Origin of the sequence: Mobilitalea sibirica (assembly GCF_015999265.1) — a bacterium.
Lineage (GTDB): Bacteria > Bacillota > Clostridia > Lachnospirales > Lachnospiraceae > Mobilitalea > Mobilitalea sibirica.
Genome location: NZ_JAEAGR010000003.1, coordinates 66,174 through 90,506, shown reverse-complemented (window position 1 = coordinate 90,506; position 24,333 = coordinate 66,174). Strand labels below are relative to the sequence as shown.

Sequence of the window (24,333 nt, the reverse complement as noted above, 5' to 3'; positions counted from 1 at the left end):
TTAACTCAATTACGAATGATTTTCAAATACGTTTTCTTAATCCTTTTTATTAACACTTATTATAAACTAGCTTACTGCCTGTTTTTCAAATCTTCCTCGGAAAACACCTCATCTATGGCAGCTCCCGGTGCAACCATAGGCCAAACCTTGTCATCACTGTCAATGATACAGTCGATTAAAACCGGCTCGTTTAAGGCTATTGCTTCTTTCAGAACGCTTTCTACTTCATCTTTACTATGGATTCGATATGCCTTAGCTCCCATCGCTTCTGCCAGTTTAACGAAATCCACTTTATCTGTTAAGTTGGTATTGGAATATCTCTGATCATAGAACAGGGTCTGCCACTGGCGAACCATACCAAGAACATGATTATTAAAGATGATTTCTATGATCGGAATATTATACCTGGTTGCAGTGGCTATCTCATTCATATTCATACGGAAGCATCCGTCACCGGAGATGTTGATAACGGTTTTATCCGGGCTTCCTACTTTTGCACCGATACAGGCTCCCAGCCCATACCCCATGGTTCCCAAACCTCCGGAGGTAATAAAGGTTCTTGGCATCTTATATTGATAAAACTGAGCTGACCACATCTGATGCTGCCCTACTTCCGTAGTAATAATTGCATCCCCTTTGGTTACCTCATAAAGCTTCTCCAAAATATAAGGTCCGGTCAGAGTATCCTGATTATATCTTAATGGATGCTTTTCCTTCAGGTCCATAATATGGGCAATCCATTCTTTATGATTTTGTTTTGATAGCTTTTCATTCAGTCTTTTTAATACTTCTTTTATATCACCAATCACAGAACTATGGGTTACTACATTTTTATTAATTTCTGCGGGGTCTATATCGATTTGAAGTATTTTTGCATGGCGGGCAAACTTCTTGGCATTCCCTGTAACACGATCAGAGAACCTTGCACCAATGGTAATTAAGAGATCACATTCGGTCACACCTAGGTTTGATGTCTTGGTTCCGTGCATACCCAGCATTCCGGTATATCTAGAATCTGTCCCGTCATAGGCTCCCTTACCCATTAAGGTATCCGCAACCGGTGCATCTACTTTATCAACAAATTCCTTTAATTCATCATGGGCTTCTGAAATAACCGCTCCACCACCGACAAATATAAAGGGCTTTTTGGATTTTGTAATCAGACCAATAGCCTTCTTTATATCATCTTCGGTAATTTCATCGGTTTTTCTCTGAATTGGCTCTGGAACCACTTTATTATAGACTGCTTTTGCCGCGGTAACATCCTTTGTTATATCTACCAGAACCGGCCCCGGTCTTCCGGAAGCTGCAATACGGAATGCATTTCTTATGGTCTCAGCCAGCTTACTGACATCCCTTACAATATAATTATGTTTCGTAATCGGCATAGTAATTCCTGCGATATCAATTTCCTGGAAGGAATCCCTTCCAAGCAGATTCACTGCAACATTAGCCGTTATTGCTACCATAGGAACACTGTCCATATATGCGGTTGCTATACCGGTAACGAGATTCGTAGATCCGGGACCGGAAGTCGCCATACATACTCCAACCTTTCCTGTTGCTCTCGCATAACCGTCTGCAGCATGGGACGCTCCCTGTTCATGGGATGTGAGGATGTGTTTAATCTCATTACTATGTTTATACAATTCATCGTAAATGTTCAAAATTGTTCCGCCCGGATACCCAAACACGGTATCTACGCCCTGCTCTTTTAAACATTCAATTACTATTTGGGCTCCTGTTAATTCCATATTACACCTCCGTTGGTATTAAAGTTATCTAATCAGTTATTTTACTTTGGGTACCTCAAGTATTGCTCCACGATTACCTGAAGTTACCATGGTTACATATCTGGATAAGTAACCTGTTGTAATCTTAGGCTCACGGGGCTGCCATTTTGCTCTTCTGGCTGCAAGTTCATCCTCAGATACCACAAAGTTTAAGGAATTGTTATTAATATCAATCTGAATGATATCACCCTCTTCAACCAAAGCGATATTTCCACCGACTGCAGCTTCCGGCGAAACATGACCGATGCATGCGCCACGAGAAGCTCCCGAGAAACGTCCATCTGTGATTAATGCTACAGAGGAACCTAGACCCATACCCATGATAGCACTGGTAGGATTGAGCATTTCTCTCATTCCCGGTCCGCCCTTTGGTCCTTCATATCGGATGACAACAACATCACCGTCAACGATCTTACCGCCTTTGATAGCTTTGATCGCATCTTCCTCACAATCAAATACTCTTGCAGGACCTTCGAATTTTAACATTTCCTCTGCTACGGCAGAACGTTTTACAACGCCGGAATCCGGTGCTAAATTTCCTTTTAGTACCGCAATGCCACCTATTTCACTATATGGATTGTCTATTGGCCTGATAACCTCAGGATTTAGATTGATACAGTTTTGTATGTTCTCTCCTACTGTCTTACCGGTCGCTGTGATCAGGTCAGTATGTAAGAGTCCCTTCTTATTTAATTCATTCATAACGGCATATACACCGCCTGCCTCATGCAGATCTTCCATATAAGTATGCCCTGCCGGTGCCAGATGACATAAATTCGGTGTTCTTGCACTAACCTCGTTGGCGATATCTATATTAAGGTCGATACCAACTTCATGGGCGATTGCAGGCAGATGTAACATTGTATTCGTAGAACATCCCAGTGCCATATCTACCGTAAGTGCATTCATAAATGCCTTTTCAGTCATAATGTCTCTTGGACAGATATTTTTCTCTAATAGCTCCATAATCTTCATACCTGCATGCTTTGCCAGTCGAATTCTTTCTGAGTACGCCGCAGGGATTGTACCATTCCCCTTAAGTCCCATACCGATTGCTTCTGTCAGGCAGTTCATGGAATTGGCTGTATACATTCCTGAACAGGATCCGCAGGAAGCACACGCCTTATTTTCATATTCTTCAACTTCTTCTTCAGTCATCTTACCGGCGCTATAAGCACCAACTGCTTCAAACACACTGGATAAACTGGTTTTTGAACCGTTCACTCTACCGGCAAGCATCGGACCTCCGCTTACAAAAATCGTAGGTATATTTAATCTGGCCGCAGCCATAAGTAAGCCGGGTACATTTTTATCACAATTCGGTATCATAACCAGGGCATCAAATGCATGAGCAAGAGCCATAGCCTCTGTAGAATCCGCAATCAAATCCCTTGTTACCAGGGAATAATGCATGCCCTGATGCCCCATTGCGATACCATCACAAACGGCGATTGCCGGAAAAACCAGTGGAGTGCCTCCGGCCATTGCCACACCCAGCTTGACGGCATCTACGATCTTATCCAGGTTAATATGACCCGGAACCACTTCATTGTGGGAACTTACGATACCAATGAGAGGTTTATGTAACTCTTCTTTTGTTAGGCCCAATGCGTTCAATAACGATCTATGGGGTGCCTGCTGTATACCGGTTTTCACTGCGTCACTTCTCATCCTTCAATCACCTTTTCTTTCATATTTATTAGAGTTTTCTATTAATTGGTTGCTAGCTTACTTTAAAGTAGTACAGTATATAATAAAGGATTTTCATAGAAAAATCAATGTAAAAATAAAATTAATTATGGATTTTTTTCCAAGACTTATTAATAATTATACTTTTTATCAGAATATCAATCTCCTTCTAATACTCTAGTTCCGAAAAAGACTGCGGTTATCTCTGCTAATCGTATCAACTTGCTTTCTTATAATTCATGAAACTCTTCTTATTGGAATATGTTTTATTAACTGTATTGGATCTTATCATTCTTATCTGAATATCTAACCTATTGTGACAATCGCTATTAACCTACTTAGAAGAATAAGATTCGCAACTAGAGTTAAGTGACCTTATGGAATTATATCATATAATCCAGGAACTTATGTATGAATGAAATCTATGTTTTATTCACTTGATTCATTCATGCTTTCCTATATTGGAGGATGAATATGACAATATCCTTATCTGAATTTCTACAGCAGTTATTTCGGACGCCTTCCTTATTAATCACTGTTGCATTAACTCTTGGAGTTATATTAGTCAATGGTTGGACGGATGCACCCAATGCCATTGCCACCTGTGTCTCGACCCGTTCCATATGTGTAAAAAAGGCTATTATTATGGCTGCTGTTTTTAACTTTCTTGGAGTCTTGGTTATGACCCTGATTAATAATGCCGTTGCACAGACTATCTATCATATGGTGGACTTTGGAGACAATCCCAAAAACGCTTTGATTGCCCTATGTGCCGCTTTGTGTGCAATCGTGGTATGGGCAAGCGCAGCCTGGGCTTTTGGTATCCCTACCAGCGAATCCCATGCATTAATCGCAGGAATTACCGGAGCAGCTCTAGCCATACAGGGCGGAAAGGGCATTAATGGAGGCGAATGGGTAAAAGTAATCTATGGCTTAATCCTGTCAACCGTAATGGGCTTTGGTATCGGCTTTCTAGTATCCAAGTTTATTGTATTTCTTTGTAAAGGTTTAGACCGCCATAAAACTAATTATTTTTTCAAAAGAGCCCAAATAGGCGGAGGGGCAGCTATGGCCTTCATGCACGGTGCTCAGGATGGTCAAAAATTCATGGGTGTTTTTCTTCTTGGAATATTCCTTGCAAAAGAACAGGGGAATGTCACCCAATTTAAAATACCAATCTGGTTGATGCTTTTATGCTCCCTGATTATGGCTCTTGGCACTTCGATTGGCGGCTACCGTATCATAAAAACCGTGGGTATGGGAATGGTTAAATTAGATATGCATCAGGGCTTTGCAGCTGATACCGGGGCAGCCTTCAGCTTATTGACCGCCTCAATTTTCGGAGTTCCTGTTAGCACCACCCATACGAAAACCACGGCTATTATGGGTGTTGGTGCATCGAAGCGGTTATCCAATGTAAATTGGAATATCGTAAATGAGATGGTTGCAGCATGGATCTTAACCTTTCCAGGGTGCGGCGTCATGGGATATCTTATGGCTTATCTCTTTATGAGAATTTTTTAGATACTTTATTTATAAAGAAAGGAATTCCTATTATGTCTAGAAAAAATGCGTATAATTATTTTGAAGCCTTAGCTAAGATGTCCCAACACTCTTATGAAGCAGCACAGTCTCTTCATAAGATATTACGTAGTTATAATACCAGACAACTTCCCCAACATGTACAGTCAATGCACATTATTGAGCATGCGGCAGATACTGTCAGACATTTTATGACAAAGCAGCTGGCGAAAGAATTCTTACCTCCTCTTGACCGGGAGGATATCTTGTACCTATCTCAGAAAATAGATGATGTAACCGATTCTATTGAGGATGTATTACTCTATATCCATATGATTAATCTGGATTCTATACGAGTAGAGATGATAAAAATGTCCACTCTTATCGAACAATGCTGTGAAAGCATGTTCAAAGCTTGTGTTGAACTAAAGAACTTTAAAACCTCCAAAGATCTTGCCGCAATAATAATTGAAATTAATAAATTAGAAGAGGAAGGGGATAAAATCTTCTATGGAGCCATACGTAATTTTACGAAGTCCCTCAAAGATTCGTATGAGTTATATTTACGAATTGAAGTAATAAACAGATTGGAAAGGTGTTTAAATAACTGCGAGGAAGTAGCAGATTTGATTGAACTTGTCATTATAAAAAACACATAATCCGGGTAGTAAATATCTTAATATAATACTATCGCTCTATATATTAATTCAATTCTTAATGTGTAAAATAATAAATATGTTAAACCTTTGTTAAATTTCATATTTCATCTTAAAACCACTTGATTTGATTCACCCGATATGGTTTACTTAATATAAATAATTCCGGTGACTAAGCAGGAACAACCGGCCAAAGAGTTTCAGCTTATTTCCTGCAAATATAGATATAAGGTTAGGTATGTTATTTCTATGAATCTAGAAAAACAAAAGGCTTTTATTATTCATGTTGTTTATATTACTTTTATTCTAGGACTTGGTTATATCGGTATCAAATATCTTCTTCCTCTTTTGATGCCTTTTGTTATCGGTATTATAATTGCCGTCACATTTCGTAGATTGATCGATTTATTGGAAAAAAAGCTACATATTAAACGGTCCATTGTAGCAATTCTTGTTTTAATCATTTTCTACGCAATTGTTTCCTTATTAGTCAGCATGATTGGTGTAAAGATTTTCACCTTTTTGCAGGACTTATTTGGTAGACTTCCAAAGCTTTATGATAAGAACATCGGTCCTGCTTTTCGAAGAGCTGCTGATAATCTAATTTTACAATATCCCGGTATAGAGGAATATCTAAAGAACTTTATCGTTGAAATTAATAATACTATATTTTCCTTTGTATCGGATGCGTCCTCTTCGGTAATAGGAATGATTACCGGACTGGCAGGACAAATCCCTTCCATCTTAATTAAATTAATCTTTACAATCGTTTCCTCCTTCTTCTTTACGGTTGATTACTATCGCATCACAGATTTTGCTATCCGTCAGTTCAAAGGGGAGCGCAGAGAGATGATACTAAGGCTGAAAGATAATGGAATTGGAACCTTAGGGAAGTTTTTCCGGGCCTATGCTGCAATTATATCCATCACTTTTTTAGAATTATCCATCGGTTTCTGGATTTTAGGAATACCAAGTCCGTTTCTGTTTGGAGCATTAATCGCTGTTATTGACGTACTTCCAATACTGGGTACCGGAGCTGTTCTGCTTCCTTGGTCTGTTATTTCCTTCCTTATGGGTAATACCAAAATTGGTTTCGGCATTCTGATCCTCTATATCATAATTACCGTAGTCAGACAGGCAATCGAACCTAAGATTGTCGGTCAGCAGATCGGTCTTCACCCTGTCCTGACGTTAGTACTGATGTTTGTTGGAGTTCAGTTGATGGGAATTCTGGGACTTTTATTGTTGCCTATCATAGCTACTATCATTAAAAAATTAAATGATGAGGGTACCATTCATCTGTTTTCATGATTTATGAACATATGTTAAAAAGCGAAGTGTTTCGGAGAACGAAGCATAAAGTCTAATCAATTTATGACGTTCAACAATAAAACGAAAATAAGGCTATCACATTCATGATATACTTTGAATGCGATAGCCTTATTTCTTATTATTATAATACAAATATCGCTAAAGAACAGTTAATCGTATAGCTTATGAAAGATTGTTTCAACCTTTCTTAAAGTATACAATTTAAGAGAATGAATCTCTTGGTGCAAAGGTAGCACAGTCTGTTTCTTGAGAATCATGTGCATTTCTTGGTTCCACCTGAATTTTTTCAGCGCAGCAATGATCTCCGTTCATATAATATTCACAGGTATTAACAACGCATTTAATTCCTTCATTTGGTTTATCCATCTTTCTGATTGCCATTTCTTTCCCTCCAAATATTTATTTTTGCTTTATTATTGTTTGCTTTGGGAAAAGAAAAAATTCATAATATAAATTCATTATCAAAATTTTTAAAAACCTTTGTATTAATATACGTTATTTTACTCTTTATCTAATCAACTTAACTAAATATTTCTAATAGTCGTAAATAATGATTCGCTTCCCGTAAAGTATGATCGGCCAACAATGGTATTATAATTGATTTTACGTTGCATTCCAGGATACCTTCTGTTCCCTGTGCTTTAAAGTCTCGAAGCTCCTTTGTTGCTTTCAAGCTCTCATCCGTCACACTTAACAGGGAAGGTCTGGTCATCTCCATAGCTTCTTTCGCTTCACAGGTCAATTGATCGAATTCCTTACCAAAATTATTGGCGGCTGCGATCAGTTCCTCTTCTGATGGATCTAATAAACCTCGAATGAACTTGGAATGTTCTGCCATAATCCTATTCCAAAAAGCTTCCTGTTCATAAGCTTCCCTCATAAGGTTAATTTCGTCCCTGGCCTGCAGCCTTTTAACCAAGTAGAGATAAAACTGAGCTTCTCTGAGTATATGATCGATTAAAAGAGGATAATTGAATGTGAACATTTTGCAGGCTACAACATCCGCTAATATATGTGTTTTGAATTGAATGATATTATCAATTAAGTACATTGCCCTACGATTTAAGACAGCAACCTGCCTTTCAAGGGCTCCATTAAACTCTGTCCCACCTCTAAGTCCTCTCTCAGCTTCCGTAATCTTTGTAGGAATATCCACTCCCGTATAAAACTCAGTTAATTTTTCTGCCTCTAATGTATACTGGGTAATCACTTCTCCTGATTGAAGGACTTCATTACTGACCACACCGTTGGATAATGCAATGCAGTCAGTCAAGAATTTATCAAATTCTTGCCGCAGCTCATCTGCATGTTGCACCAATTTTGCATCTCTGGGTGTAAAACTTGTTTGTAGAAAAAAAGCATGTTCCTTCATTATTCTGGCAAAAAACAGATGGGTCTCTAAAGACTGTCGTATGAAATTATAACGTGAAAGCATATATGCCTCCTTCAATATAAATACCTATCATTACTAATGTATTTACTAAACATACATTTGTTACATAACAATAGTGAAACTTAGTAATTTATTTTAATAAGATGACTATGCTTCATTTATTACGTTATTGCCATTACTCTATTTTACCTGCATATATACGAAGAACTACCCTGATAGGAAAGGGTAGTTCTTCGTTACATATGAATGATTCATCGCCTTTTGAGGGAAGACAATGAAAGCCGGATATCCTTGGTATATCTATTTAACCAGGGAATTGCTCATAAAGGCCTTCTGCCATTATATCCGCCATTTCAAGGGCTTGCGCTTCCACATCGTCATATCCGTTTATACTCTCCTCATAATTACCTGCCACCATATTAGTTACATTTTCTCCCAACAGATCCAAATGTTCATTCATCATGGCACTCCAATCCTCTTCATGCCAATTCGGATTTAAGCTTGCCAGATAGGAGGCTATCTCATCTGCATTTTCATACCATCTTTGCTCTGCTTCCTGTACTGCAGCAGTATCACCGGCTTTTGCAGCCCGAACCAGATCCGCTGCTATTGTAATATGCTGCGAAAACAGCTCCTCAAATCTCTGGGCTTCCTCTTCCCCGTAAAAGCTTGCCAATACATTAGCAAAATCCTGAGGGTTGCGAAGTAGTCTTTGAATCATCATATCTGTTTCAGGAAGATCATGTACGATTCCCATCACAGCCATCCTAGTCCATGCAACATGCTGATTCCAGAGCATACGCATATAATCTGTCAAATCCGCTTCTACTCTGCTGATGACCTCATCCTCAGATGGCATTGTTCCCGGTCTTCCAGGCATTGCTCCCGGCATCCCGGGCGTTCTCGGAGTATCCGGATAATACTGATATCCCGGTTGAATTGTAATTACTTGCCCAATTTGTAGATTTCTTGGATCTATACCCGGATTCAAGCCAAGAATCGAATCCACTGTAGTATTAAATACCTGTGCCAGCATCCATATAGTATCATATGGCCGGATTGAATATCTTATTGTACCATTCATATCGATTATCACACCTAATATCAAGTTCTATTTCAACTTATGATACTAGGAGTGAAAATGTTCCAAACCAAAGATATCAATCTACTACAATACAAAACCCAAGTTTTCATCATTTATGACTTCCTGTGTATTTATTATTAGTCATTCCACCCTCAGTTTTTTATTCCAATCCTCAATAACATGAATGGCATCTTTGTGAAAGGTACAAAAGTACCTGTTTTTATTCTTCCATAGTTATTATTCAATCAAAAATGTCAAATACCTATCCTATTAAAATAACAAAATAAGAAAAACCTGCTGACTTCATTTATATCACTACCCTTGAGTCAGTCAAGTTTTTCCGTATTAACTTTATAGATTTTTTTTAATCGGGTTAGAAATATTCCTTCATTAACACATTTACCCAATCAGGGACAGAAACATCCTGTTTTTTATCATAACTGGGATAATAAGGTTTGATATCCAATACCGGTGTATCACAGATGGCATCCAGTCCTTCGACAGTAATAACGTTATCCTTAACCTCCAATAGCCTGACAGAAGTAACACCTATCGGATTCGGTCGGTTCTTAGCCCTTTGTGAGAATATCCCCACCAAAGGCATATCATCTCTTCCTTGCGGCCGTCTCTGTAAATCCTTCTCTTTTATAAATTTGGCTTCATGCAGATAATAAACAACTATAATATGACTGAACTCGGATAAACCGATTAATCCACTACTATATTCATTTTTTATTACAATTTTCGATTTGGTTTTGCCCCATTGTTTATCCGTCTGTACAGTTACATCAGATACCACAGTTCCAATCGGATTAAAGGTTATCATATCTTCAAACCTCCTTCGTTAAAAAGAAGTACATTATAGCACTATTTATTTAACTGTTATTTGATTGGCTATTAATATAATTGATTAAGCCCTCTGCTTTAATAATTTTTTGCATAAATTCCGGAAAGGCCTGACCTTGGTACTGAGTACCCTTGGTTCGGTCATAGATAATACCACTGTCGAAATCGATCTCCACCTGATCTCCGGCTTCAATCTCCTTCGCTGCTTCCACACACTCGATAATCGGAAGCCCGATATTAATAGCATTACGATAGAATATCCGTGCAAAGGTTTCCGCTATCACACAACTGATACCGGATGCTTTGATCGCTATTGGTGCATGCTCCCTGGAAGAACCACATCCGAAATTCTTATTTGCCACCATAATATCTCCGGGTTTTACCCTATTAACAAAATCCTTATCAATATCTATCATGCATTTTTCAGCTAATTCCTTTGGGTCGGAAGAGTTAAGATAACGGGCCGGAATAATTACATCCGTATCCACATTATCACCATATTTGTGTACTGTTCCAAACGCTTTCATACTAACCTCCTTCTGCCTGCCGGGCAGGCACACATAATGTAAGAGTAAACTTAAATAATGCCTGCTTATAACCCCAGCTCCTCCGGTCCCGATAGCTTACCGGTTATGGCACTGGCGGCTGCTACCGCGGGGCTTGCCAGATAAACCTCAGATTCCACATGTCCCATTCGTCCTACAAAGTTTCGGTTGGTAGTTGCCACAGCCCGTTCTCCGGCTGCCAGGATTCCCATGTGTCCACCAAGACAGGGTCCACAGGTCGGAGTACTCACAACAGCTCCGGCCTTGATAAAGGTTGCTAAAAGCCCCTCTTCCATTGCCTGTAGATATATCTTTTGTGTAGCAGGGAATACGATCACTCTGACACCCTTCGCTACCTTTCTTCCTTCCAATACCTTTGCAGCAATTCGCAGATCGTCTATTCTACCGTTGGTACAGGAACCGATTACTACCTGATCAATCCTAATATCTCCGACTTTATCAATTGTACGGGTATTTTCTGGCAGATGTGGGAATGCGACCGTAGGTTTTAAGGTTCCTAAATCTATCTCAATGATTTGGTCATACTCCGCATCCTCATCTGCTTCGTAAACCGTATATTCTTTCGTAGAATGTTCCTTCATATAAGAGATGGCAGCTTCATCCACCGGAAAGATACCATTCTTTGCACCGGCTTCAATTGCCATATTAGCCATGGCAAAACGATCATCCATGGTTAGATTTTTGATACCATCTCCAACAAACTCCATAGATTTATAAAGTGCTCCATCCACACCAATCATTCCGATAATGTGTAAGATTACATCCTTACCGCTGACCCATTTTCTAGGTTTACCGGTCAAAACAAATTTAATCGCAGAGGGCACTTTAAACCAGGCTTTTCCGGTTACCATGCCTGCTGCCATATCCGTACTTCCTACACCTGTAGAAAAAGCTCCCAGCGCACCATAAGTACAGGTATGGGAATCGGCACCGATTACCACATCTCCAGCCACTACCAGTCCTTTTTCCGGAAGTAGGGCATGTTCAATACCCATTTCACCTATTTCAAAGTAATTGGTTATATCATATTCCATAGCAAATTCACGAACGCATTTACAATGCTCTGCTGATTTAATATCTTTATTCGGTGTAAAATGATCCGGTACCAAAGCGATCTTATCCTTGTCAAATACTTTCTTTATCTTAAATTTCTCCATCTCATGAATTGCTACCGGGGCAGTCACATCATTTCCTAAAACCAGATCCAGATTAGCCTCAATTAATTGTCCGGCACTTACCTTATCCAGTCCGGCATGAGCGGCTAATATTTTCTGTGTCATCGTCATACCCATACTTATATCCTCCAATTCTATATAAAAGTTTATAAAACATTATTGTTCCTATGTAAGCTCATGTTAAAGTGTTTCGAACGGTCGGGGTAAAGGTTCGAAATCCTTATATCGCTTCGTTCCATAAATACCTGCTGATATGAGAATACATCTGCGAAAAAGTAATTTAAAAACGAACAATCCTACGGTTCTTTCTTCAGATATATTAATCTTAGGCTTAAAGTTCGCTTACAATTAAGTCTCCCATTTCCTTAGTGCCGACCAGCCTCATGCCCTCTGACATGATATCGACAGTCCGATAACCCTTCTTTAATACAGCCTTAACCGCTGCTTCAATTTGATCCGCTTCCTGCTCCAAATCAAAGGAATAACGAAGCATCATAGCCGCAGACAGGATGGTTGCTATGGGATTTGCTTTGTTTTGACCTGCAATATCCGGTGCTGAACCATGGCTGGGTTCATAAAGACCAAGTTTCGTGTCTCCAAGACTTGCGGAGGCCAGCATACCGATTGAGCCGGTAATCATACTAGCTTCGTCTGAAAGGATATCGCCAAACATGTTCTCCGTTAGTATTACGTCAAATTGTCTGGGGTCTTTCACAAGTTGCATAGCACAGTTATCTACCAGCATATCCGAAAGTTCCACTTCCGGATAATCCTTTGCTACTTCCTTCGTAATCTGACGCCATAATCTTGAGGAATCCAGTACGTTCGCTTTATCCACACTACATACCTTTTTATTTCTCTTCATTGCAATTTCAAAGGCCCATTTTGCAATTCTTCTGATTTCATTCTCATCATAGACTAGGGTATCGGTTGCTTTTCTTATTCCGTTCTCTTCCACTGTTTTGCGTTCTCCGAAGTATAGTCCTCCGGTGAGCTCCCTCATCACCACAAAGTCAAAGCCACCGCCTATAATTTCATCCTTCAGCGGGCAAGCTCCCTTTAACTCATCAAATAAAATAGCCGGACGGATATTCGCAAATAAATTCAAACCTTTGCGTATTGCTAACAGTCCAGCTTCCGGCCTAAGATTGGGTGGCAGGCTGTACCAGTTTGACTGTCCTACATTACCACCAACGGCTCCAAGTAAAACCGAATCACTGTTCTTAGCTATCTCCAGGGCCTCATCTGTCAAAGGGACTCCGGTTGCATCAATGGATACACCCCCCATTAATACCTCCGTATACAAAAAACTGTGTCCATATTTTGTACCAATTCGGTCCAGTACCTTCCTCGCTTCCGTAATTATCTCCGGTCCGATCCCATCTCCCGGTATCACCGCAATGTTATACTGCATTTCATAACCTCCCTAAACTTATTTCACTCCGTTAATCACATTTCTATTGCCATTTTATCACATTTGCTGATATAATCAAAATACATATTACGAATATCTGTTATAACTTATAGTTATGATATATTCGGCGATTATTGTTATATACTATTATATAAATCCTTATAAGAACCAATATATCAGGTGTATGATATTTAACCATCCATATTATGTGCCTGATAGTATTCGTTGTAGGACAAAGCCCCTGAAGTACCAAAGCATAACTTCATTGATACATACAAACTATATCGTCACCGTAATGAAAGGCTTTGCCCCTTCTCATTAATAGAAAGAAAGGAGTTCTACATGGAACAGAATTTATCCTTGTATCATGTGTTTCTTAGTGTTGCCCAGTCAGGTAATATCTCCCACGCGGCCAAACTGCTTTATATCAGTCAGCCGGCCGTCAGTAAAGCAATCACAAATTTGGAGGAGAATTTAAAAACCACCTTGTTCGTTCGTAGTTCCCGTGGTGTAAAATTAACAGAGGAAGGTAGTATCTTATATGAGCATGTAAAAAAAGCATTTGATCTTCTTACGATGGGTGAGGAGCGTTTACAAAGAATCCGTGAATTAGGTATCGGTCATCTTCGGATTGGGGTTAGCTCCACCCTGTGCAAATACCTATTACTTCCTTATCTTAACGTATTTGTGAAAGAAAATCCTCATATTAAGATAACCATTGAAAGTCAGTCCTCCTATCATACCATAAAACAATTGGAGAACCATACTCTGGATATCGGATTGGTGGCAAAACCCTCTTCCTCAAAAGCCTTTCATTTTTATTCCCTAGGTGAAATCGAAGATATCTTTGTCGCTACCCCCGGCTATCTTGATAATTTAATGCTTCGGGAGAAAGCTTACGATATCTTCTCCTCTGCAAACATTATGCTTTTAGATAAAGAAAATGTCTCCAGAAAGTATATTGATGATTATTTTAAAGAAAATAGTATTGAGCCAAAGCACATACTGGAGGTCAGCAATATGGATCTCTTAATTGAGTTTGCAAAAACCGGTCTTGGTATTGCCTGTGTTATTAGGGATTTTGTTACCGAAGAATTAAAGCAGGGTACTTTAGTTCAGATCCCTCTGCAAATCCCGGTTAACAAAAGAGAGGTCGGCTTTGCCTATGCAAAAAGTGCCTTCCTCTCTAATTCCATACTAAAATTCATAAAATTTACTCAAAAACGTAGTTAAGAATCCTCTATTGTTACTATATCTCCGGCGGAGCTTCATTCGGATCCGGAATTGGTGTAGGTGTTGGACTGGGCGTCGGTGTCGGCGGTGAAATGTATGCCGGTTTTTTATCTACCAGAAAGTCCTCACTCACATAGCAAATTTCATCCATATATAAGAAACTGGCCCAACCATTCTCAATGCTTACGACATCGATTTTTTCCGTATGCACCAGAAAACCGACAATTTCAGAATCCGTTGATGGCTCTTTTCTTATATTTAATATGCCATCATACTCTGATAACTTTACGTATTTTGTAATCGGTTTACCTAAAAAGTCAGGCTTGTCTTTCTCATCCTTCGTACTATCTCCGGTCTCCTCTGTACTATCCTCAGTACCTTCTTTTTCCTTCGTATCCTCCGTACCCTGCTCATCATCTTCTTCCAGCAGTGGTATAGGAGTCGGAATGAAATTGGTCACCTGTTCCGGTTTATCACAGCCAAGAAATGCAAAAACAGCTATCATGATTAACAGCCCTAATAATCTCTTCTTCATATCCCTCACTCCAAACTTTATATTCATTTTCTTTGCGCTACTAACTAATACCCCTTTTCAGTATCAATTTATATCATTGTCTTTATAATCTGACAAACAAACCCCTAACATGGTTCTTTTTCATTTAACATAATAGCATATTTGTCCTATTAATCCAACAAAAATCTTTACAAGTACAGCATTTTTATCATACTTTTGTACATATCTTAGAATAATTTTTCATTTGCCGGTTCTATCATTTATATATTTCTTAAATAACTAATATAACGGGAGAATGCCGACGGGAGGGCATATAGAGTCTCCATATCTTTTCTGTTAACCCAAAGCAGCGAATTGGCCTTCGTATATTCTGCCGGAACCTGCCCGGTCTTAACATGGTAACCTATCATATGCCACTCTACATGAGAAAAGATGTGTTTCGCCTCACCGATTGACTTTATTGCTTCAATGGTGAGTCCTCCGTCCTTCAATTCCTTAGATAGCTTTTTATAATCCACCTTTTCATCAATACCCGGCAGTTCCCATAAACCGGCCAGTAGCCCTTTGGCTGCTCTTTTTTTTATTGCATATTTACCCTGATACTCAATGAGAAGGATGGTACGTTCCTCCTGCTTTCGTTCCTTCTTCGGTGGTTTCACAGGAAGTTGCATAATTACATCCTGATGAAAGGCCCGACATAGATGAACAACGGGACATTTATCACAGAAAGGTTTTCCGTTTGGAATACATACCGTTGCCCCCAGTTCCATCAAGGACTGATTAAAATCACCGGGTCGGTCCTTTGGCATAATATCATATAGTTCCTTCCATAATTCCTTCTTAACACTTCCTTTCGTAATATCGTCATAGCTAGCCGTAATCCTCTTCGCTACTCTTAGGACATTACCGTCCACTACAGGAACCGGAATGTCATATGCTATGGAAGCGATTGCTCCTGCTGTATAGGTTCCTATTCCTGGAAGAAGCAGCAGCTTATCATAATCTGCCGGCAACGCCCCGTCATAATCTTTCATAATAATCTGAGCTGCTTTTTGCATATTCCTTACCCTATTGTAATAGCCAAGCCCTTCCCAAAGCTTTAAGAGTTTATCTTCATCTGCCTCTGCCAAAGCTTTGATATCGGGCAAAGCAGTAATAAAACGGTCAAAATAACCCTTTACCGCTTCCACCCTGGTTTGCTGAAGCATAATTTCAGAAACCCAGACAAAGTATGGGATAGGTTGTTCTCTCCAAGGAAGAATTCTTGCGTTATAATCAAACCAATCCAGTAGATATGGTACTATTTCTTTATAAATGTTATTCATAGTTCGTCTCCATCCAATAAAACCACGTATTATAGGTCATCGTCGCACACATATGGTTAGCTTTCATGCGAAGTATCTTACCACTATTTTATTTATATCGCCATCGGCAAAGTATGCCCACTTTCTTAATTCTAACTGATAACCATCATTCCTTCAAGGGATACCATGTTCTTGTTTGCGTCAAATACTTATTGGCAAAGTCCTATTCAGATTTTCCTTCTAAGTTTTTTCTTGTACTTCCTTACGGATTAGTGCGCCCATTTTCATAGAGACGCGGGCAGTACCGTAAAACAAGCTCTATTTTCGGGAGTTTTTCGCATGCGTCTATTACGTTTCGCTCCTCCCTGATAGTTGCGTCGGTCGCTCGCGAAACGAACTAGCATGCTTAAAACCCACTCAAAAATTGGCTAATCGTTTTCCGGTACCTGCCCACGCCCCCTATGAATGGGCGCACTTATCCTGTCTATGGCTAACCGCAGAAAACTTTTCTGAATATTTTTCTTGCATTTGTCTGTAATGCATCAATCATTGGCATTTGGTAATTCAGCATACGTATAATCATTTCGGGGAAGTCCAAAATGACTTCCCCGAACAATATTATCTTATTCATAAATTAATTTTGATTTATTGAATTTATTATCTCTTCTATTTATAGAGAAAGAAGCCCTCTCTGTCTACGACTTCTCCAGGAATTTATACTGTGACATGTATAATTCATAGTAGTATCCCTTTTTAGCCAGAAGTTCTTCATGGTTACCCATCTCCTGAATTAATCCCTTGTCTACATACATGATACAGGTAGAATTCTTAATTGTGGATAGCCTATGGGCTATGATGAAGGAGGTTCTACCCTTTAACAGTCTGCTTAAGCCCTCTTGTAGTAGTATCTCCGTCTCCGTATCGATACTGGAGGTTGCCTCATCAAGTATTAGGATTTTGGGGTCTGCTAACAATGCTCTAGCAAAACTAATGAGCTGTCTTTGCCCTACGGATAATCTGGTACCTCTTTCATTGACCTCTGTTTCATAACCATTTTCCAGATTAACAATAAAATCATGGGCTCTTACGGTCTTGGCCGCCTCGATTACCTGTTCATCCGTCGCTTCCATATTACCATATCGGATATTATCCATAATGGTACCGGAGAATATGAAACTATCCTGAAGCATAACACCCATTTGCTTACGTAGGGATGCAATCTTCACCTTGTTGATATCGATACCGTCAATCGTCAACTCACCGGAATCCAGATTATAAAAGCGGCTAATCAGATTGATAATCGTGGTTTTGCCGGCACCGGTAGGTCCAACGATTGCAATGGTATCTCCTACTTTAGCCGTGAAGCTGATACCGTTTAATACCGGAACATCGTCCTCATAGCTAAAGGTTACATCTTTAAACTTTACTTCTCCTACAATCGGAGGCATCTCTATTGCATCCGGAGCATCCTTAACTAGTACCGGTTCATCAATTGTCTCAAAAATCCTCTCTAGATAGGAAACTGCATTTAACAGGGAATTATAAAAGTTCGCCATGGTTGTAATCGGCTGCCAAAACCTTCCTATATAACCTGTCATTGCTACCAATACACCGATTGTAATTCCTTCCAACCCGCCATCCAGCCAGGTGATACCAAGGAATAACACCGCCGCCATCGTCCAAGTAGATATATTGTTGATGGCAGGCCAAAGCAGGAAATTTAATTTTACCGCCCGCATCCAGGCAGATCTATAATCATTACTCAGAGTATTAAAGATCTCGATGTTCTCCTGCTCTCTTGTAAAGCTTTGTGTAACTCTAATTCCGTTGATACTTTCGGCTATGTAGGCATTCAGATTGGATTGCTTATTACTCATTCTCTGCCATGCAACCCTTTGCTTTTTCTTGATTGTAAAGATAACCGCCATAAGCAATGGAAGCCCGGTCAAACATACTAAGGTCAGTCTGACATTAATCGATAACATAAATGCCACGATAAAAACCAGGGAAAATAGTTCCGTTACCGTATTCACTATACCATTGGATAATAAATCACTTAAGCTGTTAACATAATTTACTACCCTTACCTGAATTTTACCATGGGGTTTATCATCATAATAGGAGAACGGAAGTTTCTGCAAATGTCCAAAGATATCACTTCTTATCTGATGGATAATATTTTGCCCCATTCTTGCCGTAAGGGTAATTTTCATCTTCATAATCACAGAAACGATGAAATAAATCAATAAAAGCAATATACTAACAACCGCGATTGCTTTGATATTACCATTCGGAATATAATCATCCATGATAACCATTAAGATTCTCGGAGCTAACATACCCAAGCCGGAAGAAATTGTCAACAGTAGGATGGTTATAAAGATATCCTTACGATAGGGCTTAATATAACTTCCTAATCGCTTTAAATGGGAAAAGTTAAATTCGGACTGCAGTGTTTCGTCTATGTCATATTTATTCCTAGCCAATTTCATTCCCCCAATCTCTTATGGAGGTATGTCCTCCCGAATATGATGTCTCTTCAGTCTTGCTATTTCTAATATAATTAAATTCTTTTAAACCGGTTTTAATCTGGTCAAAGTCACCGTATTGATGATGGAACACCGTATGGTAATACCCCTTCTTTGCCAGCAGTTCCTCATGATTACCGGACTCTACAATCCGGCCCTCATCCACTACAAGAATCTGATCTGCCTCTTTAATGGAGGAGATACGATGAGCTATGATAAACACCGTATGGTTTGCATTGATGGAATTAAGTTCATTCTGTATCAAAGTTTCCGTCTCCATATCCACGGCTGAGGTGGTATCATCGAGTATGATGATGGAAGGGTTTTTCAGTAGTGCCCTGGCTAAGGAAATCCTCTGCTTTTGTCCACCGGAGAGGCCGACTCCCCTTTCACCAATAATGGTATCGTACCCATCAGGCATCTGGAGAATAAAGTCATGGGCATTGGCCACCTTAGCTGCCTCCATTACCTGTTCAAAGCTGCAATCGGGCCTTCCGTAGGCTATATTCCCTTCAATAGTATCGGAGAAAAGAAAAACATCCTGCATTGCCATGCCGATATTATCCCTTAGGGAGAATAAATCTAATTTCTTTACATTCACCCCGTCAACCTTAATCTCACCCTCTGTCACATCATAAAAGCGGCAAAGAAGATTCATAAGGGTTGATTTACCCGACCCGGTTGCTCCAATGATCCCTACTGTCTGTCCGGGTTTTACATGAAAATTAATGTCTTTTAATATCTCCTCTTCCTCTACCCGGTAGCTGACATGGGAGAAAACAATATCTCCGTTAAATCGTTTCTTAGCGATTGCATTATCCGGATCTTTTATGGATGGCTCTATATTAATCGTACTGTATATTTTCTCTACCGAAGTGACAAATCTCTGATAATCATTCGCCAACCATCCGGCCATACGAAGGGGGTTATTCAGCATCCAGAGATATCCGCTGACTGTAACTAATTTACCCATGGACATATGGTTATTAATTACCATGAAACCTCCGACCAGATAAAGTACTACCGTCAATACATTGGATAAGAATTCAAAGATCGGTACATATTTTCTCCATATTTTAGCAGCATCCAACTCCGCCTGACGATATCCATCATTCTCAACATCGAACTTTTCTATCTCATAATCTTCTTTTGCGAAAGCCTTAACCACTCGGTTACCGCTGACATTTTCTTGAACCAGGGTATTCAGACTGGAAAAATGCTGTCTGATATTATGAAAAGCAGGTTTTACAGACTTTAACTGCTTCATGGTAACCCAGGCAGTGATTGGCAAAATTACAACCATACCTAAAGCCAGTCTAAAATCCGCAACAAAAATCATAGTAAGTGCTATGGAGAACAGCAATGCACTTTCATAAACATTATAAATAACCCAGGCAACAAAATGCCTGATTGCTTCCATATCACCGGTCTGTCTGGACATCAAATCACCGGTTCGATTTTTATTATAGAAGCTAAAATCCTGACCGAGAAATTTCCTATATACATAATCTCTCATTGAAAATAATACACCTTGAGATACCTTTTCAAAGGATATTGTAAACCAATATCTTGCTACGGTACGAATGAGGGTTGCCACAAGCATAATAACAACCAACTTCGGTAATATCTCACGGTTTCCGCCCCTAATAACATCATCAACAATGATACCTGCGATATATGGGTTCACAATTGCCAAAGTACAGGTAATGGTTGCTACTACTAACCCAATAATGATCCTGTTGCGATATTTTTTTAAGAAGGAATAAAACCATTGCATTGCTGTCATATAATACCTCCTCCTTGGTATAAACATTGTCATTATCATGCAAACCAATTCATGTGAATTATCATTCAAAGTACTTTCGGACTATTTATATAAGAATGATACAAAATCCATAGGAGCACCATATTGATTTTAAATCAAGAATTAATCTGATAATAAACGACTTGCTAGGTTATTTCCATTCCATCCTATCAATTATATTGTCTTTTTTGTTTTATAGAATGAAAATTAAAATAGGAATTCTAAACACATTATATCATTATAACTTTTTTGTCAACAATGAAAATGTAGATTATTACCTTTTTTCATGTGATAAATTATAGTATCAAACAAATGTTTTGTATATACATTTACAATTAGTACTTTATTACTAAATTACGAAGTAATAACTAAAGCGTTTTCGTAACTATCGGAAAAATTTTAAAAAATATTTAACTATTTTAAAAAGTAATGCTATAATGATGTTGTTATTTCCTATTAAATGCAAGATGAATTTGTGTGCTAATTCACTTGCGACAAATGAAGAGGTGAAAAATATGGCCTTTGATTATGACTTGACTTATAATGATTTTAACCCTACAGTATTCTATGTATCAAAAATTAAGATGACGAATGATGGTGTCTATCACGATCATGACTTTACCGAGTTAGCTTATATCCTATCGGGTAAGGGTAAATACCTAATAGAAGGTAAAGAATATGATGTGGAGGCAGGTGACCTCGTTATCTGTAATCCCGGGGTGAAACATACTCACATAGTAACGAACACCAAAGAACCTACCATTGAATTTATAGCGGGATTTACAGATTTTCATTTTAAAAACATGGCAGCAAATTCAATTGAGCTTAAGAACGGAGGCTGCATTATACATACCTCAGCCGAACTTAAGCAGGAATTATCCATGCACTGCTATTCCATGATTGCAGAAAAGGAAGGCTGTAAGGTTGGTAAATACTTTATGTTTAAAACCCATCTGATGCAGATGCTGTTACTTGTTATGAGGGAAATGGTAGATAATGAGAACCCGGAACAAAAGGGATGCAATTTTGAATCCTATAATAAAAGCTATGCTGTAAACCGTATCATAACTTATCTAAATGAGAATTTCGATCAGAAGATATCTTTAGAACAGATTGCGCATAATATGTATCTGAGTCCGGTCTATATCTCGAAAATATTCAAAGAGGAAACCGGCGAATCACCCATAAACTATCTGATAAAAATTCGTTTGGATAAGGCACGGGAAATCTTACTTAGCGGCGAAAGCGGCAGCATCAAGAGTATCGCTACTCAAGTGGGTTACGATGATGTATATCATTTCAGCAAACTGTTTAAGAAATACTATGGTATTTCACCGTTATACTATAAGAAACGAGCCATGCGTAAAAATGCGTCCAATCAGTAAGGAAGAAGGTTATGAGTAATATGAACATGTTTGATACTATCTTTAACAGAAAATCGGTACATCACTTTTTACAGGAAAAAATTGAATGGGAGGTTATCGCAGATATATTACAATTCGCGGATCAACTACCCATGTTGACAGACGGAATTGCAGTTGAGTTCAAACTGGTAAGTAACATCGAAAAAAATCAGGGATTTCACGGACCTCTGGCCATAAAAGCACCTTACTACATCTGCCTTTCCTCAGAAGAAGTTGGAGATTATCTACTAAATGCCGGATATCTGATGCAACAACTGAACCTGTACATTGAATCCAAAGGACTTGGTTCCTGTTTTGTGGGTTATGCAAGCCCCGGGAAAACCTTAAAAGCGAATATGAAATATAATTATGTGGTTGCCCTGGCTTTCGGTAAAACCACGGAGCAGCTTTACAGAGACTCTTCGGAAGCGAATCGATTACCAACTACTGACCTAGTTGTATATAAGGAAGAAGTCTCTTCTGCCATTCATCAGATCATCGAAGCTGCAAGACTGGCTCCTTCCAGTTACAACAGCCAACCCTGGAGATTTGTTGTATATAAAAACCGAATTCATGTATTCGCTAAGAAAAGCCCCTGGTTAGTCCGGGCATTTGATTCTAACAAAATGGTTGATATGGGAATTATGATGGCCAATCTATTACTGGCCGCAGAAGAACTCTGGGTGGAAGCTTCCATAAAGAAACTGGACTCCTTACAGAATAAGAAATTCCGTGATAACGAATATATCTTAACCCTTGTAATTGGTTAAATTATGTAAATAATATAAATAATTAAAAAAATTTATAAATTTATTTTAAAGTTATTGACAAACCAATTATTCTATAGTATATTATGTCATGTGCTTACGAAACAAAAGCAAGCACAACATAATATGCGCGAGTGGCTCAGTGGTGGAGTATCGCCTTGCCAAGGCGAGGGTCGCGGGTTCGAATCCCGTCTCGCGCTTAAAATAAAAAAGGTTCATCCAATAGGATGGACCTTTTTTATATTCTGTGTGTAGTTCAGATTCGTACTCTCACAGAGTGAGACTTGGAAGAATGAGAACGGAGGCACACACGCCGATGTTCTCATTCTTCTAGTGGCTTTACGAAGCGTCTTTTGCGGAGTAAAGACTGTGTGAGGAGGCGCGGGTTCGAATGTCTCCGCTCCGCTCCGGTCCGCGCATAACCGGGACCCCGGACCTCGTGCGCATTCTCGCGCTTAATGAAAAATGGCAGGAAAGCATGTAAAATCAAGCTTTCCTGTTTTTTTGTTTCTAAAAATAGTGTGTGCAGGATGTGTGCAACATCCTTTGACGTAATTTCAGGCTATAGTGCCTTGTTCATATAAGAACTGTTTTGCTCGATTTCATAGTAATTGTAGATATAACCTTTGGTCGTCTCGATATCCTCATGTCCCATATAGACACTGATTTCTGCTAACGGCATACCGGCTGCGAATAATCGACTTGCAAAAGTTCTGCGGATGCAATCTCCATTTTGTGAATATAGGCTTCTCACTTTTTCATCAGTGTAGAAATTACACTTTCCTCTATATGATTGACTTCATAAATCAAGAAACATATAATAATGATAAACAGAATTTAATTTCATACACATTAGAGGAGGATGGATTAATGAAATATAAACGTTTACTTAAGCTCCATGCGATTCTGTAATAGGCAAATACGTGTGGAGCGTATATATAGATTTGCCAATTCATTCATGAATAGTACAGAATCCGCATTCTAAATAATTACTAGAATAAGGAGCTCGTACCGAATGAAATATTTAAATGCATTAAGTGTTTTTCCAGATGAGTTACTAATTGAAATTCGAAAATATATCCCAGAAGGTTTTCTATACATTCCCGGAATTGATACCAGAAAAGAATGGGGAAGCATTTCTGGTCAAAAACATCAATTAGCTATTAGAAACCAGTTAATTTATAAAGAATTTCAACACGGGAAAACAGTTGTAGAAATATCAAAAGAGCATTATTTATCTGAAAGCTCGATTTATCGAATACTAAAAAATTATAAGTAATTCTTGTATATGACTTTTACAAAATTGAGTTA

General features: G+C 38.9%; 21 protein-coding genes and 1 tRNA gene. 8 read left to right on the top strand and 14 right to left on the bottom strand.

Annotation, left to right across the window (positions count from 1 at the left end; genetic code table 11):
- Nucleotides 1–71: 71 nt before the first annotated feature.
- Both ilvB and ilvD read right to left on the bottom strand, forming a co-directional pair.
- Nucleotides 72–1,754, bottom strand: coding sequence for a biosynthetic-type acetolactate synthase large subunit (gene ilvB, locus I5677_RS03980; protein WP_197660281.1), 1,683 nt, complete (start codon nucleotides 1,752–1,754; stop codon nucleotides 72–74).
- Nucleotides 1,755–1,790: 36 nt separating this feature from the next.
- On the bottom strand, nucleotides 1,791–3,464 hold the full coding sequence (gene ilvD / locus I5677_RS03975; RefSeq protein ID WP_197660280.1) for a dihydroxy-acid dehydratase: 1,674 nt from the start codon (nucleotides 3,462–3,464) through the stop codon (nucleotides 1,791–1,793).
- A 492-nt stretch (nucleotides 3,465–3,956) separates the two neighbouring features.
- On the opposite strand from ilvD, the gene I5677_RS03970 reads away from it, so the two are divergent.
- From I5677_RS03970 to ytvI, 3 genes are all read left to right on the top strand, one after another.
- Nucleotides 3,957–5,006 carry an inorganic phosphate transporter gene (locus tag I5677_RS03970; protein ID WP_197660279.1) on the top strand — a complete coding sequence of 350 codons (1,050 nt, stop codon included), beginning with the start codon at nucleotides 3,957–3,959 and terminating at the stop codon, nucleotides 5,004–5,006.
- Between the two features lie 32 nt (nucleotides 5,007–5,038).
- Nucleotides 5,039–5,662 (top strand): DUF47 domain-containing protein, encoded by a 624-nt coding sequence (locus tag I5677_RS03965; RefSeq protein WP_197660278.1) that lies wholly within the window; start codon nucleotides 5,039–5,041, stop codon nucleotides 5,660–5,662.
- Nucleotides 5,663–5,908: 246 nt separating this feature from the next.
- Nucleotides 5,909–6,970 (top strand): sporulation integral membrane protein YtvI, encoded by a 1,062-nt coding sequence (ytvI, locus tag I5677_RS03960; RefSeq protein ID WP_197660277.1) that lies wholly within the window; start codon nucleotides 5,909–5,911, stop codon nucleotides 6,968–6,970.
- 222 nt (nucleotides 6,971–7,192) lie between these two features.
- Here ytvI and I5677_RS03955 read toward each other — a convergent pair whose 3' ends face one another.
- The 7 genes from I5677_RS03955 to leuB all read right to left on the bottom strand — a co-directional run bounded on the left by I5677_RS03955 (nucleotide 7,193) and on the right by leuB (nucleotide 13,469).
- Nucleotides 7,193–7,372 carry a DUF1540 domain-containing protein gene (locus I5677_RS03955; protein ID WP_197660276.1) on the bottom strand — a complete coding sequence of 60 codons (180 nt, stop codon included), beginning with the start codon at nucleotides 7,370–7,372 and terminating at the stop codon, nucleotides 7,193–7,195.
- Between the two features lie 139 nt (nucleotides 7,373–7,511).
- Nucleotides 7,512–8,426 (bottom strand): DUF2935 domain-containing protein, encoded by a 915-nt coding sequence (locus I5677_RS03950; RefSeq protein WP_197660275.1) that lies wholly within the window; start codon nucleotides 8,424–8,426, stop codon nucleotides 7,512–7,514.
- A 262-nt stretch (nucleotides 8,427–8,688) separates the two neighbouring features.
- Nucleotides 8,689–9,468: a LysM peptidoglycan-binding domain-containing protein gene (locus I5677_RS03945; protein WP_197660274.1), complete on the bottom strand. Its 780-nt coding sequence runs from the start codon at nucleotides 9,466–9,468 to the stop codon at nucleotides 8,689–8,691.
- Between the two features lie 373 nt (nucleotides 9,469–9,841).
- Nucleotides 9,842–10,294, bottom strand: coding sequence for a tRNA (N6-threonylcarbamoyladenosine(37)-N6)-methyltransferase TrmO (gene tsaA, locus I5677_RS03940; RefSeq protein ID WP_197660273.1), 453 nt, complete (start codon nucleotides 10,292–10,294; stop codon nucleotides 9,842–9,844).
- Between the two features lie 49 nt (nucleotides 10,295–10,343).
- The gene (gene leuD / locus I5677_RS03935; RefSeq protein ID WP_197660272.1) at nucleotides 10,344–10,841 is read right to left on the bottom strand and encodes a 3-isopropylmalate dehydratase small subunit; all 498 of its coding nucleotides are present in this window, start codon (nucleotides 10,839–10,841) and stop codon (nucleotides 10,344–10,346) included.
- A 65-nt stretch (nucleotides 10,842–10,906) separates the two neighbouring features.
- Nucleotides 10,907–12,172, bottom strand: a complete 1,266-nt coding sequence (gene leuC, locus I5677_RS03930) for a 3-isopropylmalate dehydratase large subunit (RefSeq protein WP_197660271.1) — start codon at nucleotides 12,170–12,172, stop codon at nucleotides 10,907–10,909.
- A gap of 214 nt (nucleotides 12,173–12,386) precedes the next feature.
- Entirely contained in the window at nucleotides 12,387–13,469 is a 1,083-nt protein-coding gene (leuB, locus tag I5677_RS03925; RefSeq protein ID WP_197660270.1) for a 3-isopropylmalate dehydrogenase, read from the bottom strand.
- A gap of 342 nt (nucleotides 13,470–13,811) precedes the next feature.
- Between leuB and I5677_RS03920 the strand changes: the two genes are divergently transcribed.
- Nucleotides 13,812–14,702, top strand: a complete 891-nt coding sequence (locus I5677_RS03920) for a LysR family transcriptional regulator (RefSeq protein WP_197660269.1) — start codon at nucleotides 13,812–13,814, stop codon at nucleotides 14,700–14,702.
- A gap of 16 nt (nucleotides 14,703–14,718) precedes the next feature.
- Here the strand turns inward: I5677_RS03920 and I5677_RS03915 are convergent, their stop codons facing one another.
- From I5677_RS03915 to I5677_RS03900, 4 genes are all read right to left on the bottom strand, one after another.
- The gene (locus tag I5677_RS03915) at nucleotides 14,719–15,237 is read right to left on the bottom strand and encodes an SH3 domain-containing protein (protein WP_197660268.1); all 519 of its coding nucleotides are present in this window, start codon (nucleotides 15,235–15,237) and stop codon (nucleotides 14,719–14,721) included.
- A gap of 239 nt (nucleotides 15,238–15,476) precedes the next feature.
- Nucleotides 15,477–16,541 (bottom strand): A/G-specific adenine glycosylase, encoded by a 1,065-nt coding sequence (gene mutY / locus I5677_RS03910; protein ID WP_197660267.1) that lies wholly within the window; start codon nucleotides 16,539–16,541, stop codon nucleotides 15,477–15,479.
- A 674-nt stretch (nucleotides 16,542–17,215) separates the two neighbouring features.
- Nucleotides 17,216–19,012: an ABC transporter ATP-binding protein gene (locus I5677_RS03905; RefSeq protein ID WP_408632532.1), complete on the bottom strand. Its 1,797-nt coding sequence runs from the start codon at nucleotides 19,010–19,012 to the stop codon at nucleotides 17,216–17,218.
- Nucleotides 18,999–20,834: an ABC transporter ATP-binding protein gene (locus tag I5677_RS03900; protein ID WP_197660265.1), complete on the bottom strand. Its 1,836-nt coding sequence runs from the start codon at nucleotides 20,832–20,834 to the stop codon at nucleotides 18,999–19,001. Before I5677_RS03900 ends, I5677_RS03905 begins: the two co-directional genes overlap by 14 nt.
- A gap of 533 nt (nucleotides 20,835–21,367) precedes the next feature.
- On the opposite strand from I5677_RS03900, the gene I5677_RS03895 reads away from it, so the two are divergent.
- The 3 genes from I5677_RS03895 (at nucleotide 21,368) to I5677_RS03885 (ending at nucleotide 23,222) form a co-directional block, all read left to right on the top strand.
- Nucleotides 21,368–22,237 carry an AraC family transcriptional regulator gene (locus I5677_RS03895; protein ID WP_197660264.1) on the top strand — a complete coding sequence of 290 codons (870 nt, stop codon included), beginning with the start codon at nucleotides 21,368–21,370 and terminating at the stop codon, nucleotides 22,235–22,237.
- Between the two features lie 11 nt (nucleotides 22,238–22,248).
- On the top strand, nucleotides 22,249–23,025 hold the full coding sequence (locus I5677_RS03890) for a nitroreductase family protein (protein WP_197660263.1): 777 nt from the start codon (nucleotides 22,249–22,251) through the stop codon (nucleotides 23,023–23,025).
- Nucleotides 23,026–23,150: 125 nt separating this feature from the next.
- Nucleotides 23,151–23,222, top strand: a tRNA-Gly gene (locus I5677_RS03885).
- A gap of 362 nt (nucleotides 23,223–23,584) precedes the next feature.
- Here the strand turns inward: I5677_RS03885 and I5677_RS17140 are convergent.
- Nucleotides 23,585–23,776: a tyrosine-type recombinase/integrase gene (locus tag I5677_RS17140; protein ID WP_197660262.1), complete on the bottom strand. Its 192-nt coding sequence runs from the start codon at nucleotides 23,774–23,776 to the stop codon at nucleotides 23,585–23,587.
- Between the two features lie 261 nt (nucleotides 23,777–24,037).
- Here I5677_RS17140 and I5677_RS03875 point away from each other — a divergent pair, with 261 nt between their 5' ends.
- A complete protein-coding gene (locus I5677_RS03875; protein ID WP_197660261.1) occupies nucleotides 24,038–24,301 on the top strand; it encodes a CD3324 family protein in 264 nt (87 codons plus the stop codon).
- Nucleotides 24,302–24,333 lie beyond the last annotated feature (32 nt).

Bases quoted from the DNA above. Each gene is read 5' to 3' on its own strand.
- ilvB (WP_197660281.1), bottom strand. From the start codon at position 1,754: ATGGAATTAACAGGAGCCCAAATAGTAATTGAATGTTTAAAAGAGCAG.
- ilvD (WP_197660280.1), bottom strand. From the start codon at position 3,464: ATGAGAAGTGACGCAGTGAAAACCGGTATACAGCAGGCACCCCATAGA.
- I5677_RS03970 (WP_197660279.1), top strand. From the start codon at position 3,957: ATGACAATATCCTTATCTGAATTTCTACAGCAGTTATTTCGGACGCCT.
- I5677_RS03965 (WP_197660278.1), top strand. From the start codon at position 5,039: ATGTCTAGAAAAAATGCGTATAATTATTTTGAAGCCTTAGCTAAGATG.
- ytvI (WP_197660277.1), top strand. From the start codon at position 5,909: ATGAATCTAGAAAAACAAAAGGCTTTTATTATTCATGTTGTTTATATT.
- I5677_RS03955 (WP_197660276.1), bottom strand. From the start codon at position 7,372: ATGGCAATCAGAAAGATGGATAAACCAAATGAAGGAATTAAATGCGTT.
- I5677_RS03950 (WP_197660275.1), bottom strand. From the start codon at position 8,426: ATGCTTTCACGTTATAATTTCATACGACAGTCTTTAGAGACCCATCTG.
- I5677_RS03945 (WP_197660274.1), bottom strand. From the start codon at position 9,468: ATGAATGGTACAATAAGATATTCAATCCGGCCATATGATACTATATGG.
- tsaA (WP_197660273.1), bottom strand. From the start codon at position 10,294: ATGATAACCTTTAATCCGATTGGAACTGTGGTATCTGATGTAACTGTA.
- leuD (WP_197660272.1), bottom strand. From the start codon at position 10,841: ATGAAAGCGTTTGGAACAGTACACAAATATGGTGATAATGTGGATACG.
- leuC (WP_197660271.1), bottom strand. From the start codon at position 12,172: ATGGGTATGACGATGACACAGAAAATATTAGCCGCTCATGCCGGACTG.
- leuB (WP_197660270.1), bottom strand. From the start codon at position 13,469: ATGCAGTATAACATTGCGGTGATACCGGGAGATGGGATCGGACCGGAG.
- I5677_RS03920 (WP_197660269.1), top strand. From the start codon at position 13,812: ATGGAACAGAATTTATCCTTGTATCATGTGTTTCTTAGTGTTGCCCAG.
- I5677_RS03915 (WP_197660268.1), bottom strand. From the start codon at position 15,237: ATGAAGAAGAGATTATTAGGGCTGTTAATCATGATAGCTGTTTTTGCA.
- mutY (WP_197660267.1), bottom strand. From the start codon at position 16,541: ATGAATAACATTTATAAAGAAATAGTACCATATCTACTGGATTGGTTT.
- I5677_RS03905 (WP_408632532.1), bottom strand. From the start codon at position 19,012: ATGAAATTGGCTAGGAATAAATATGACATAGACGAAACACTGCAGTCC.
- I5677_RS03900 (WP_197660265.1), bottom strand. From the start codon at position 20,834: ATGACAGCAATGCAATGGTTTTATTCCTTCTTAAAAAAATATCGCAAC.
- I5677_RS03895 (WP_197660264.1), top strand. From the start codon at position 21,368: ATGGCCTTTGATTATGACTTGACTTATAATGATTTTAACCCTACAGTA.
- I5677_RS03890 (WP_197660263.1), top strand. From the start codon at position 22,249: ATGAGTAATATGAACATGTTTGATACTATCTTTAACAGAAAATCGGTA.
- I5677_RS03875 (WP_197660261.1), top strand. From the start codon at position 24,038: ATGAAATATTTAAATGCATTAAGTGTTTTTCCAGATGAGTTACTAATT.